Below are 14,843 nucleotides of genomic sequence, written 5' to 3'. Positions count from 1 at the left end.
AGGATAAATTTCCTAAATCATGTTACTGTAGGTTTAACGAATTGATGAGGCTCTTTATTTCCTCCCTCATGTATTTCTTAAAACCATCTCCTTCGATGATTTCTATATCTTTGAAAAGCCCGAGAACAAATCGGCCCAAACCACGATAGTCACAGACTTCTATGTCTAAGAGCCACGAGCCATCCTCATTCGGTGTAAGATAATGTGTCCCTTGCGGATATTCTTCCTTAAAGAGATTATGGGATAACTGTCCTAAATGTAACTTCACACGATATCGTTCCTCACTACTAAACATAAAGATATCCGTGAACATCTGCCTATGCTTGTCTTCGTGTAGCCATGGCGAATCCAATATTTCTACTCCTTCCATACGTGATATCTTGAATGTCTTGTTCTGTTTCGATACTAATTCATGGCAGCGTACATCCTCATTGTTATTTAACAAGAGGTAAGGTTCTACAATTCGGTCTTTTAGTGTATGGCTATGCGGACTTGAATAGCCAATTAAGCGAACCGTCTTCTTCTCTGCCATTGCCTTTCGCAAAAGTTTTATGTTACTATCCATTTGCTTATGTATGGGCGAATTTATGGATACAGAGAAATTATAAGTGTTTTCTAACTTCTCTCTTAGTTGGTTTACCATTTCGCTGTCATTACCCGCTATCGTCAACACACTATGGATAGTCTTCACATCTTGATTTGTAAACTGAATTGTCTGCAGCAACTGTGTGAAGAAAGGAGAGCGACGGTCAATATGGTAATAGCCTTGATTCTTGAACACGATAAAACCTGCATGCTTGATGAAATCGAGTAGGTAATAGAAATTCCTACGCGACAAGTTCATCCGCTCACACAACTCTTCGACCGTATAGTTGCGTCCGTCAGACAATAGAATCAAAAGCTCTAACTGCTTCTTTAATTTATCAAATCTCATTCTTATAATGAATAGATATATGATATATAACGCAGAAAGAACACTTTTATTAATCTCTACAGCATTTTTTTTATGCCGAATCATATCTAACCACTGACACTATCCTCTATAACAAAAGACTCTTCTCATAGCAAGATATAATGATTCCTTACCAAGAGTGATATTTTTATGCAACGTACAAGAATAGTTTTATTTTGATTTACTGTCACTTTTAACATTTCACATAACTCCACTGTAAACAAATGAGTTAGACAAGTACTTTGGATGACAGGAATGACAGGAAAATTAGTTTTAGAGAGACAAACAATCTTCTCGGTAATAAAACAAAATATGTTTAGGCGCTAATAAACGATTTGATTAAAAAACAAAGAAAGGCAGAAAGAAAACCTGTTCTCCCTGCCTTTACATTTATAATAACATAAGACCTATTCGTTCCTCACAAGATCATTATAATCGATCTCGTTCTGTGGAATTACCCAAGTCCACTTATTTCCGTCGCCTACTGCAATTGTTTTTGCAACAGCAGCGTGTGCATTACCACCTTCAGCAAATGAGTGGCGAACAACAGGAATGTTCCAACGCTTATAATCACTCCATGCAAAGCCTTCACCCCAAAGCTCAACTTCACGGTAATCCTTGATTTCATTAAAGAGGTCAGTACCTGTCTTTGTACAGGTGTAGCTTGCGTTACGACCAGTTGTAGCATTTAGTTTCACCAATGCTGCCTGTGCATCAGCAGTGTTACCCAAGAAATAATTAGCCTCAGCTTCGATGAGAACCATCTCACTTGCACGGATGAAAGGAACATAACTAACACCTGGCTGTGCTGTTACCCAGAACTTCATTTGGCCATCCAAATAGATATAGCCTGATGCGTAAGCAGCAGAGAGACCAGAAACCTGGTGCTTCTTGACGATAGAGTCAGCCTGTGCCAACACACTCTCATTACCCTGACCTAAGATTCCATAGGTCTGATTTACCTGTGAATTGTCAGTAATATTAATACTGCGGAATTTATCTTCAGTGATAAAGAGCTGCTTACGAGCATCATTATTAGGAATACGAGTAATCAACTCATGACCAATAGTACCAGCACCCGTACTCTGCGTAGTTGCATAGTGACCGTTACAAGCGCCCTGTACACCATAAGCCCAATACCAGTTTTGCTCACTTGCATCGCCATAGCTACCAAGAATCCATTCATCATTTGGCTTATAGAAACCAGCTGCGTATGCTTCACCTGTCATCAAAGGACGACCATCCTCAGCTAATTTAGCCTGCGCCAAAGCAGTAGCGTAGTCCTGACGAGTCAAAGCAGCACGTGCGTAGACAGCGTGAGCTGTATTTAAATCAGGAATCCAACACTCTGATGTTGAACGTGTCACACCACTTTCACCGAAGAGCTTGATCGCCTCCTGACAGTCCTTGTAAATCTGAGCATAAGTCTCAGCAAGTGTAGAAGCCTTCAGTTCACCCGTAGAAGTGTCAAGACGCAAAGGCAATCCCGTAGAAGCACCATTGTTACTATCCTGCCAACGATAGCAGTAGTAATGTACTAACTTCTCAAATGCGTATGCGCGGAAAGTCAATGCAGAAGCCTTGATAAACTTCTTATCAGCATCAGTACCCTTAGCATTATCAATATTTGCAAGGAGAGCATTTGCATTGTTAATGATCTGATAGTAATAAGTCCACGCATAAGAATCATAGATACTTGTTGAACGGAAGTGGAATGTCTGATTATGGATAGGAGCCCAACCTGAAGCATAACGGTTATAGTTATAGTTCTGACTTGGAAGATTCTCATAGAGACGCATTATCGCATTTTCACCTGCGAATCCTTGACCATAGTAGTACTGCTGTACAGTCATCGACTTTGCAATACCATTCAAGGTGTTACGCGCATTGCTTGTATTAGCATATGCTGCAGAAGGCTCAGCCGACTCTGCTGGTGATACATTGAGATAATCACTGGAGCAAGAAGCTGTTATAGCAGCTACTGCAATAAAAGCCCCTGCGGTGAATTTATTTATTGAATATTTCATATTATTCCCTTTTTAAATTCTACAATATTAGAGATCGACTGTCAAACCGAAGTTGAACACACGTGCAGATACATAAGTATCGTCACTGTCACCATTAAAGCTATACTGTGGGTTCAAACCCTTACGGCTTGTGAGTGTAAAGAGATTCTCAACACCAGCCTTTACTGAAATGCCACCAAGACCCCACTTGGTTACCAATGCCTTTGGCAAACGATAAGTGAGCATAATATTCTTCATAATGAAGTAAGAAGAACTTGTCAACCAACGGTCACTAACAGCATTATTATCATTGCTTCCATTGAAATCAAGGATAGGTGTACCATTAGGATCGATACGGTTAGGAGAAGTAGCTGTCATACCATCAGGTGCACCATTCCAAGAGTTAAGTACGTCCTTATGGAGTGCGGCTGCTGAAGAAGCCGAACCAGTAGACATCAATGACCTATAAGATCCATCCATTGTCTTACCACCAAGGCTGTAAGTCATCAACATTGATAAACTCAAATCCTTCCAACGAAGGTTAGATCCAAATGAGCCATAGACAGAAGGAAGAGCTGTACCAGCCCACTTACGGATTGCCTGAGAAGTAGATGTAGTGTACTTTGTTCCATTGATTTCAACGAGGTCACCTGCTGCAGAAGCAGTAGCCTCCTTTTCCGGGTCAAGGTCATAGAGAGACTTACCAGTCATTTGATCAACACCTACAAAGTGATAAGTATACCACTCATAAGCAGAATGTCCCTCTGAATAGTTCTGCTGACCATGCAAGATATCTTTTCCCTTAGGCAACTTAAGTACCTTGTTACTCAATGTGGTAGCGTCAAAAGAGAGGTTCCATGTCCAATCCTTAGAACGAACAACATCACCATTTAACATGATTTCGAAGCCACGGTTAGAGATTGTACCGATATTCTGATACTGTGTAAGGTTCTCAATAGCATCATTACCGAAGAAAGAACCTGCTGACAATGGGAAACGAACTTCGAAGAGCAAGTCTTTAGAACGCTTATCGAAATAACCCAAGCTAAAGTTCAAACGGTCAAAGAGCGTACCCTCAACGCCGAAATCGAAAGTCTGTGTAGTCTCCCATTTCAAATCGAGAGCTGCTAACTTCTGACGTACCAAAGCAGGGTTACCACCATTCTTAGTAATGTAATAAAGTGCCTGATAACCATAATAGTTAACAGCTGCATCGTTACCAACCTCACCGTATGAAGCGCGAGCACGCAAAGCATCTACCCACTTTACATTCTCCATGAACTTCTCTTTCTTGATATTCCAGTTTACACCAGCTGAGAAGAAGTTACCCCAACGCTTATCCTTGTGGAACTTAGAAGAACCATCACGACGGAGAGAGAAATCTAAGAAATACTTCTCGTCATAGTTGTAACGGAGACGACCAAGGTAAGATTCTGTTCTATAATCCTCAAAGTAACCTTCTGTATCAGAGTTTAATACGAAATTACTCAACGCACGTAAGCCTTCAATAGCAGCATTCGTGTTCATGACACGTGCATATTTACGATTCCAGCTATAATTCTCATGACCGAGAAGAACATCAACATGGTGGAGATCAAAGTTATGATCCCAGTTCAAGAGTTCCTGTCCTGTGTAGGAGATATACTGGTAAGAACGCTCAGTCAGACGACCATTGTTAGAAGCACCATCACCGATAACAGGGTTGTTATAGGTCTGACGATTTTCATTAGAATGGTTCAAGTCTACTTTTCCTGTCAAAGAGAAACCGTATGGCAAACTAATTTTTGTATACAACAAACCATCCAATACGTTTCTACGTACTCGGTCCATATCCATTGTCATCTCGTAAGGGAGGTTACGATTTTCAAGATACTCAGATGTCGTATCATACTGCTTGTTGCCATCTGCATCCAAAGCGTATGTGCCATCAGCATTATGCAAATAAACAGGATAAACAGGAGCCATGTAACGAGTTACATAGAATGGATTAGCATAGAAACTACCTTTAGCATCTGAGTTAAAGCTTCTTACAGAAGAAGTACCAGAGAGGTTTAAACCTAATTCAAGCCACTTGTTAGCTGTATATTGTGTATTAATACGACCAGTAAAACGCTCATAGCCAGAGTTTAAGGTATAACCTTGCTCATTCAGATAACCAGCAGAAGAGTAGATATTGTACTTATCGCCTGCTATACCAGCAGAAAGGCTATACTCTTGACGATGACCAGTACGTTCAACTGCTTTCTGCCAATCAAGATCGTCATAACCAGGACGAATAGATGCAATCAGCTTACCATTTGCATCAAAGAGGGCATTGTCAGCAGCATCATAGATATTACGCTTTACATAATCACTCATTAAATGCTCAGTAGCAAAAGTACCAGCTGCAGCCTCAGTTGAAGCAATACCTCCAGAGAGGGCATAATTTCTCATTGCTACCCAAGAAGCCTCCATCCATTCGTTTGGGCCTAAGCGGTCATACTCAGGGATACCACGTCTGTAGAAACCCTGGTCCATCTTCAAAGAGATATTTGGTTTAGAAGAGAATTTTAGCCTTCTTTGTTGTAATCAAGACAACACCATTAGCTGCACGGTTACCATAGAGAGCTGCAGAAGAAGCATCCTTCAAAACAGACATAGACTCGATGTCGCCAGGATTTAACTCGGCAATATTACCTTCAAATGGAGTACCATCAACAATATAAAGAGGCTGGTCAGCATCCTTAACCAATGTACCCACACCACGGATATGAATCTTAGGTGTAGCACCAGGTTCGCCATAAGAGTTGTTTACCTGTACACCAGGAGCAGAACCTTCCAATGCACCCGTTACCGTAGTACTAATACGATCAGAAATCTTCTTAGAGTCGACAACGGCAACTGAACCAGTAATTGATTGACGCTTAGCGGTACCGTATGCCACAACAACGACCTCATCAAGATTCTTGTCATCAGCATTTAAGGTAACCTTCATGTTGTTTGAAGCTGTGACAGTCTTTGTTGTCATACCAACGTAAGAAATAACGAGCTTTGCTCCTGCAGGTGCTGAGAGACGGAACTTACCATCAATATCGGTTACAGTACCTGTTTGAGTACCAGACACGAGTATAGACGCACCCACAACAGGTTGCCCATCACTTGAGGATACTACAGTTCCGCTAATCTCTGTCTGCGCCAGCGCTGTTCCTAAACTTAGGAATAGACCGACAAAAAACATCATTAGTCTTTTTTCCATAAATTCTCTCTTTAATTAATATAATAAATAAACTATTTCAGATTCAAATATTAATACGTAAGGTTCTACAAACTATATACAAGTAATGGTAGGTATTATATTTAACACTTTGCAAAGATAGTGCACCATTTTTAAAGTTCCAAATGGAAAAGAATATAATAGACTAATTTTCACATTTATTAATAATACATAGTAAGAGAGTATAAGCTTTTTGTATGAAAATAAAGGAATTATTGTTTAATATACGTTATAAACACATCATACTGTAAGTATTACACTCCAAGAGAATGTTAAATATTAAATGAATGTTAATTATTTAGGGTGTCTAAAGACAGTTTTTACGACTAACTACGAGCAAGGGTTTCGAATAAGATAGTGGTAAAAAAACGGATAGTAAGTGTAGGTAAAATATACACTTCACTTGTTTTGTTTTGGTATGTCAATCCCTTCAGATGTCTTTACAATATTGTGTGTAAAGGCAGAAAAGTTCGAATAAAAGCTCTTCAGAAGTTTGTAGTGATAAGGTTTAGCCTAAGTTTAGGGTTTAGAAGAAATGGCACACAGAGAGATGGAGAGTACGGATGATTATTAAAACAAAGCCATAAAAATCGGTTCTTCCGTTAAATGTGTAGATTGTTAATAGAATGAGATAAATCCACATACATGGTAAGCTTACCTCCAATAAGATTGTTTTATAAGGGGGGGGGTAAACTATATGATAAATGTAATTAGGTGTGATGTCTATCTGTCGTCTATAACCTACTTATTCCCTTATTAAATCATGTTTGTAAACTATTTTTGTACAGCTCAAACCCAATACATGCTCTTCTGGCTTCTAAAAGACGCCCTTTTGGGTTACAAAAGACGCCCTTTAAGACCCTTGCTAACGCCTTTTTGAAGTCCATCTAAGCACCTTTTACTTTATACCTGATAACTAATTGATACTCTGTTGATTGTAAACCTGCTTCATGTGTTTATTTTTGTCGTTAGTTATAGGTGTTTCCTTTGAAATTATGTAATGATTTTTCAAGCCCTTGTCTGCAGATTTTCAAAGTCTTAAAACGAAAAGATTTTCAATGAAAGAGGATGAAAATAGGATAGATAGTTGACTGTCTCAGCCATATTCTTGTTTAATGAGTAACTTTGGCTCTTACGTTAAAGCACTACGAAAAGCGTCCACACATTTAACAGAAGAACCTAAAAATCACAGAGGTACCGTCGGTACATGGAGCAACGGGGTGTTTTGCGGGTTTTATTAGAGACTTTATACCCAAAGCATTTATTCCAAAGGTCATTAGGAATCTGTATGCTACACCGCTGTTACTCTTTGTACCGTTGGTACCTCTGTGATGTTGTGTTTAGCTCTTTCTAATCAGAGATTCTGTCTGCCTTATTATGTAAGGACCTTAGTTTATCACTCCATATTTCGGAAGAGCCAGTTAATTGTTAGTTATTATATCCATTATTCTGCTGATTTTTGAGATTAGCGTTTGCGTCAACCTCATAACCAGGAATAGCAGGATATGCCTTATAATAGTCTCGGTTGTAACTACGCGCCTCTGTCGTTAAGACGTCATGCCAACCACGATTTGCATCACTTGTATAACGAGTGATAGTCTCATTATTACGGAGTGCATCGAAGAAACGTTGTCCTTCACCTACAAGTTCTTTTCGACGTTCCAACAATATGCGCGCTAACGTAACATCTGAAGCTGTAACTTGCTTAGTTGTATCACTTGTACGATTTTTGATAATATCATTCAAGTACTGAGCCGCTTTTGTCATATCTCCTAATCTAAAGGCTGCTTCTGCTGCATTGAGATAAACTTCAGAGAGTCGAAGTAAAGGAATATTCGCATAACGAACATCTCCGTTATATGCAGGCATCTTATTTAGATAGACCTTAGCACCATTAAATACTTTCTTTTTATCAGCTGATGGGACTAAGAACACGTTAGCTCTAACGTCTTGTGGATCTTCTGCAAGGAGTTCCACAAAGTTTTTTGTTGCACATACATCTCCATAGCCAGGAAGGTCAGGGCGATTCTCTGCATAGATATAAGCAATTCCCACTCTGTCATTCCAATCTTGTGAATTGGTAACAGAGAGTTCAAAAATCATCTCATTAGAATGACTTTTATCATCCTTTTTCCAAGCTTGAACATACTCATCGGCAGTCCAAAGTTTTTTACCCGAATTATTAATAACATCTTCGGCAGTAGACAAAGCATTTGCCCAATCACCTTTTGTTAAATAAACACGTGATAGCAAAGCCTTAGCTGCATAAAGACTCATATAACCAGTCTCTGGCTTTGTTTGTAAATTACCAGAGCTAATAGCCTCATTTATGTCTTTGATTACTTGAGTATAACACTCTGCAACTGTACTACGGGAAGGTTTCTCCTCTGTTGAGATTACCTTTGTCACCAATGGTACACCTAACGATGCACCATTATCCTCGGTGTAAGTCTTTCCATAGACACGAGTTAAATCAAAGGTTGCCATAGCTCTTAAAACTAAAGCTTCGGCACGGATTTGACCTATCAATGCCTTTCCTTTTGCATCATCCTTATCTGTTAGTTTTCCACCATCAGCCGCTTCTATGATATGATTTGCAGTTTGAATTACGACATAAGGTGACTGCCAAATCGCAGTAGTAGTACTAAAATTAGAGGCTGTAGTATATTCCATCTTATAATAGAACGAAGCACGATTACTACCATACTTAGAATTATACTGCAAATCTTCTCCGTGCATTTCTCCATAAAGAAACATTTGTAAGCCATAATAATCCTGGGCTCCGGACGAACCTTTCAAAGCTGCATACATACCTGTACGAGCTGTGACCATGTCAGAACTACTCTTGATGGCAGTTCCTTCTGAAACACCATCACTCGGTCTCTGATCGAGAAATTCATCACCACATGATGCCGCACCAGTCATTACAACGACAGCAAGCATAAGGCTATATATTTTCTTATAAGTTCTTTTCATAAACAATATTTTTAATTAATAGACATTAAAAACCGAGTTCAATACCGAAAGTAAAGGTGCGGAGTGCAGGTGTCTGGAATGTACATACACCATCGACACGCATTTCAGGATCAACGTAAAGATCCTTTGATTTCCATGTCAACAAGTTACTTGCAGAGAAGAAAGCACGTGCCTTACTCAAACCAATCCGTGTTACCCATTGTGATGGGGCCGTAAATCCGAGCGTCAGACTCTTCAAACGCAGATAATCTGTTGGCATCAACCAACGAGAAGATACTTCACTTGAATTACCATACTGGAACACTGGCTGTGAGGCATTCGTATCGCCAGGACCTGTCCACATCTTATTGATGTCATAATAAGTTGGTAACTGACCACCAAAGGTATAGTTTCCATTATTATGTTGCCATGTAGCAGCATCAAAAGCCTTACCTCCAAGAGAGAATGTAAAGTTCAGACCGAAATCAATAAACTTCCATGTGATATTATTACTGAAGCCACCTTCTATCTTTGTTTCGTGATTTCCTATAATAACTTTTTTCGCTTCATTAGGATTGATTGTTGTGTTACGTGCATTGCTTGTTCCATTATTGAGGTAGTAAGATTCTCTACCAGTATTTGGGTCAACACCAGCATACTCATAGCCATAGTAGCTATAATAAGGTTCACCTACTTTATGGATACGAACACCACTGATAATCTGATTTTCTTCACCATAAATCTTAGTAAGTTCATTATGGTTATGTCCGAAGTTCAGCATTGTTGTCCATGTAAGGTCTTTTGTTTGGAGGTTGTTACTTTGAATAGTTATTTCATAACCTCTATTACGTAGTGAACCTACATTAACAGCTTTCTTGGAAAATCTATCACTATTATAATAACCAGGAACTGCTGATATTGGTAAATCAAAGATTAGGTCAGACGTTGTGCGTACATAATAATCGAATGTCACAGATATACGATCAAGTAACGTTAAGTCAAGACCAAAGTTGACAGAACGGTTTTTCTCCCACTGTAATTCTGGATTACCAATACCAACAATAGCCATACCAGATTTTCCATTATAATATTGACCATATTTGTACCAGTTTTGGTAACCATAGAAACTACTTGGTAGCGTACCATTCACGCCATAACTTGCACGTAACTTACCATCGCTAACAACCTGCTTGATAGGCTCCATGAATTTCTCAGAACCAAAACGCCATGCTGCAGAAACTGACCAGAAGTTACCCCATCGATTGTCTTTAGCCAAGCGACTACTACCATCGCGACGGAAACTCACACCAGCATAATACTTATTATCATAGTTGTAGTTTACTCGTCCTAACCAACTTGCAAGAGTGTAACCACTTACTTTACTCTCTGCACTGGTCGTACCAGCATTGCCAAATTCGTAGAGGTCACCAGGATAATCTTTACCATTAATGTAATTATACCTTGTGACATATTTCTCTGTTTCATAGCCTAAAAGGGCATCAATATTGTGTAGACCAAACGTTTTCACGTATGCCAACTGTGTTTGACCATTTAACTGGCTGATAGAACCTGTGTAGCGTTGTAGTGTACCCCCAGGACTACCATCATTTGACAAACGGTCCCAAAGTACATCTTCGTTATTTGAAGTATAATCGTATGTCATCTTCTCGCTCAAACGGAGACCATCCCATATATTCCAATCCAACTTCAATGAGTTAAACGCACGCTTGATATCTGTTTTATCATACGTATGCAAAGCCTCATAGATTGGGTTTACACTAACCAAACTATTTGTTTCACTTCCACGAGCTAAGTTTCCATCAGGTAAGTAAGCGATAGAAGACGGACTCTGAATAAATGCATAATTGGCTATAGGACTTGAGAAAGAAGCTCCTCCATCGTTGGTAAGACTTTGATTAACCTTTGAGAATAAAGAAGAATATGTCAATGTGAAATGGCCAAACTTATGTGTTATATTAGCATTGCCAGTGAATCGCTCCATACCTTGATTAGAGAAGATACCTGTTTGCTTCATATAAGAAAGTGAGGTGTAGAAACGTGTACTCTCACCACCACCACTCAAGCTAATCTGATAGTTTTGGTGATGACCCGTCTTAAAGAGAAGACTCTTCCAATCGGTCCACTCCTTAATAGGCTTACCACTTTGATCATATCCCACTGTAGGCTTTGAGGCATAGTCTTCAATATTATCCTTAGCAAAAGTCTCTGCATCAGTCTCAGACTTACCCTCCTTATAAAGAGCATAGTTCTTCAAGCCAAGGAACAGCAGCGCACGTCGTTCGTCTCCTCCTAATACTGGACGATAATTAATTGCTACATTAGAGAATCCCCAGTCACTACGGAAATCGACATGTGTCCTTCCTTTCTTACCACTCTTTGTTGTGATTACAATTACTCCATTTGCTGCACGTGAACCATAAAGGGATGCTGCTGCAGCGTCTTTTATGACAGTAATTGACTCAATATCATTACTGTTAAGAGTTGCAAGCACGTTTGTTCCGGATTCATTATAGTTGCCTTGACCGAAGCCATTGACATCTCCTGATATCATAGGTGTACCATCTATAACATACAAAGGCTCGTTACCAGCGTTGATTGAACCCATACCACGAATACGGATATTACTTACAGAACCAGGAGCACCAGATGCACTTGTCACAGTAACACCAGGAACCGAACCTGCTATCTTGTCTTGAACAGAAGCTACAGGCACATCAGACAATTTACCAGGGTCAACGTTAGCAGCAGCTCCTGTAAAGCTTGATTTCTTAAAGTTACCATAACCTGTAACAATAACTTCTTCAAGTGAGCCTGCGTCAGGTTTCATTACCACCTTTATACCGTCTGAGACTGGTACGAGCTGAGTTTTTAAGCCAACATATTGTACACGTAACTGATTTTTCCCAGCTGGTACAATAAGGTGGAATTTACCATCAATGTCAGTGACAGTACCCATCTGTGTGCCAGCTACAAGGATAGAAGCGCCAACGACTGGTAGTCCATCTTCTGAGGAAACTACAGTTCCGCTAATCTCTGTTTGCGCCAGCGCTGTTCCTAAACTTAGGAAGAGGCCGACTAAAAACATCATTAGTCTTTTTTCCATAAATTCTCGCTTTAGTTAATATAATAAATAAACTATTTCAGACCAAAATACTAACAACGTAAGGTATCACAAGCTATATGCGAGTAAAGGTAGGTGTTATATTTAACACTTTGCAAAGATAGTGCACCATTTTTAAAGTTCCAAGCAGAAAAGAAAATAATTGATTGGTTTTTTACATTTATTAATAATGAGTGGTGATAATGTATAAGTTTTTGTATGAAAATAACGTAAATATATTTTATATAGCGTTATAAATATATCAGAATGTAATCAGTACACTTTAAGAAAGTGCTGAATATTGAATGAATGTTAATCCTCCTGGGTGACTAAAGATGATTTTTACGACTCACTACCAGCAAGACTTTTGAATAAGATAGCAGTAAAAGAGGTTCTTCCGTTAAATGTGTAGATTGTTAATAGAATGAGATTAATCTGAATACATGGTATGATTACCCCCTATTGGATGGCTTAAGAACGGGGGATAAACTACATGACAAATATAGTTAGGTGCGATGTCTATTTGCCATCTATAACCTGCTTATTCCCTTATTAAATCATGTTTGTAAATTGTTTTCGTACAGCTCAAACCCAATACATGCTCTTTTGGCTTCTAAAAGACGCCCTTTTGGGTTGTAAAAGATGCCCTTTAAGACCCTTGCTAACGCCCTTTTAAAGTCCAATTAAGCACCTTTTACTTTATACTTGGTAACTAATTGATACCCTGTTGATTGTAAACCTGCTTCATGTGTGTGTTTTTGCCGTTAGTTATAGGTGTTTTCCTTGAAATTATGTAATGATTTTTCAATCCCTTGTCTGCATATTTTCGAAGTCTTAAAACGTAAAGATTTTCAATGAAAGAGGATGAAAATAGGATAGATAGTTGACTGTCTCAGCTATATTTTTGTTTAATGAGTAACTTTGGCTCTTACGTTAAAGCACTACGAAAAGCGTCCACACATTTAACGGAAGAACCGTAAAAGAACTCAAAGTAAGTGTGGGTGAAATATACACTTCACCTAATTTATTTTGCTTCATCTTGCTCTTCTAATGTCTTTACAGCATCGCATCTAAGGTCAGAAGATCCCAAATAAATTCTCTTGTGTATGATAAAAAGGAGGTTCAGACTAATTATTTGGCTCGTTTTTATTACTTTTGTAGTCTTGTAGCATGGATATTTTTAACTTTATCTATAATTATAGTATAAGTCTATGAAGTTAACAGAACAGCGTAGTAGTATGCTTCATGGTGTACTGCTGATTACTTTGTTTGCGTGTGCCGCCTTCTATATCGGTGATATGGGATGGGTGAAAGCACTCTCTTTGAGCCCGATGGTTGTTGGTATCATCTTAGGTATGCTTTATGCCAACAGCCTTCGTAACAATCTCCCAGACACGTGGGTGCCAGGTATTGCCTTCTGTGGGAAGCGTGTGTTGCGCTTTGGTATTATCCTTTATGGTTTTCGTTTGACCTTTCAAGACGTGGTTGCAGTAGGGTTACCAGCCATTGTTGTAGATGCGATTATCGTATGTGGAACGATTCTCTTAGGTGTTTTAGTGGGAAGACTATTGAAGATGGACCGTAGCATTGCGCTTTTGGCAGCTTGTGGAAGTGGTATCTGTGGGGCTGCAGCAGTGTTGGGTGTGGATGGTGCTATCCGTCCGAAGCCTTATAAAACAGCTGTGGCTGTAGCGACGGTAGTAATCTTTGGTACACTGTCGATGTTTCTTTATCCTATTCTCTATCGTGCGGGTATATTCGATTTGCCGCCTGCTCAAATGGGAATCTTTGCTGGTTCGACGATTCATGAGGTGGCTCATGTTGTTGGAGCAGGCAATGCGATGGGTGCTGCAGTGAGCAACTCAGCGATTATCGTTAAGATGATTCGTGTGATGATGTTAGTACCTGTATTATTCGTCATTGCCTTCTTTGTTGCAAAGAATGTTGCCGAACGAGAGGCAGAGGGCAACGGTGGTAGTAAGATCAACATCCCTTGGTTTGCTATCCTCTTCCTTGTAGTCATCGGTTTCAATTCCTTGAATTTAATTCCGAAGGCATGTGTTGATTTCATTAATACGTTTGACACCTTCCTTCTTACCATGGCCATGTCGGCATTAGGGGCTGAAACGAGTATTGATAAGTTTAAGAAAGCTGGCTTTAAGCCTTTCCTCTTGGCCGCTATCCTGTGGTGTTGGCTGATTGGTGGAGGGTATTGTCTTGCAAAGTATGTGGTGCCTTTGATGGGTGTTGGGTGTTGAATATTGGGTGATGGGTATTGAGTTTTGGGTGTTGATGAAGTGCGCATCTGAGGGAACATGTTTGACGGGTGATGGGTGTTGAGTGTTGGGTGTTAATGAAGTGCGCATCTGAGGGAACATGTTTGACGGGTGGTGGGTGTTGAGTGTTGGGTGTTGATGAGGTGCGCATCTAAGGGAACATGTTTGACGGGTGGTGGGTGTTGAGTGTTGGGTGTTGATGAGGTGCGCATCTGAGGGAACGTGTTTGACGAGTGATGAGTGTTGAGTGATGGGTGTTGATGAAGTGTGCATCTGGGGG

5 protein-coding genes and 1 pseudogene are annotated in these 14,843 nt (G+C 39.7%); 1 reads left to right on the top strand and 5 read right to left on the bottom strand.

Features of this window, described 5'->3' with window-relative positions; translation table 11 throughout:
• Positions 1-22: 22 nt before the first annotated feature.
• The 5 genes and pseudogenes from HMPREF0666_RS03310 to HMPREF0666_RS03290 form a co-directional block, all read right to left on the bottom strand.
• The gene (locus HMPREF0666_RS03310; protein WP_042855948.1) at positions 23-934 is read right to left on the bottom strand and encodes a YafY family protein; all 912 of its coding nucleotides are present in this window, start codon (positions 932-934) and stop codon (positions 23-25) included.
• Positions 935-1,359: 425 nt separating this feature from the next.
• Positions 1,360-2,979, bottom strand: a complete 1,620-nt coding sequence (locus HMPREF0666_RS03305; protein ID WP_009010902.1) for a RagB/SusD family nutrient uptake outer membrane protein — start codon at positions 2,977-2,979, stop codon at positions 1,360-1,362.
• Between the two features lie 27 nt (positions 2,980-3,006).
• Positions 3,007-6,193, bottom strand: a pseudogene (locus tag HMPREF0666_RS03300) (SusC/RagA family TonB-linked outer membrane protein).
• Positions 6,194-7,639: 1,446 nt separating this feature from the next.
• Complete coding sequence (locus HMPREF0666_RS03295; protein WP_009010899.1) at positions 7,640-9,187, bottom strand: RagB/SusD family nutrient uptake outer membrane protein; 1,548 nt, start codon at positions 9,185-9,187, stop codon at positions 7,640-7,642.
• Positions 9,188-9,212: 25 nt separating this feature from the next.
• Positions 9,213-12,290, bottom strand: coding sequence for a TonB-dependent receptor (locus tag HMPREF0666_RS03290; protein ID WP_042855946.1), 3,078 nt, complete (start codon positions 12,288-12,290; stop codon positions 9,213-9,215).
• A gap of 1,208 nt (positions 12,291-13,498) precedes the next feature.
• On the opposite strand from HMPREF0666_RS03290, the gene HMPREF0666_RS03285 reads away from it, so the two are divergent.
• Positions 13,499-14,545 carry a YeiH family protein gene (locus HMPREF0666_RS03285; RefSeq protein WP_009010897.1) on the top strand — a complete coding sequence of 349 codons (1,047 nt, stop codon included), beginning with the start codon at positions 13,499-13,501 and terminating at the stop codon, positions 14,543-14,545.
• Positions 14,546-14,843 lie beyond the last annotated feature (298 nt).

This window comes from Prevotella sp. C561, from assembly GCF_000224595.1.
GTDB classification, from domain to species: domain Bacteria; phylum Bacteroidota; class Bacteroidia; order Bacteroidales; family Bacteroidaceae; genus Prevotella; species Prevotella jejuni.
The sequence above is the reverse complement of the archived record's forward strand: the minus strand, read 5'-3'. Positions and strand labels throughout refer to the sequence as shown.

Excerpts from the sequence above, each read along its gene's own strand:
- HMPREF0666_RS03310 (WP_042855948.1), bottom strand. The coding sequence starts at position 934 with ATGAGATTTGATAAATTAAAGAAGCAGTTAGAGCTTTTGATTCTATTG.
- HMPREF0666_RS03305 (WP_009010902.1), bottom strand. The coding sequence starts at position 2,979 with ATGAAATATTCAATAAATAAATTCACCGCAGGGGCTTTTATTGCAGTA.
- HMPREF0666_RS03295 (WP_009010899.1), bottom strand. The coding sequence starts at position 9,187 with ATGAAAAGAACTTATAAGAAAATATATAGCCTTATGCTTGCTGTCGTT.
- HMPREF0666_RS03290 (WP_042855946.1), bottom strand. The coding sequence starts at position 12,290 with ATGGAAAAAAGACTAATGATGTTTTTAGTCGGCCTCTTCCTAAGTTTA.
- HMPREF0666_RS03285 (WP_009010897.1), top strand. The coding sequence starts at position 13,499 with ATGAAGTTAACAGAACAGCGTAGTAGTATGCTTCATGGTGTACTGCTG.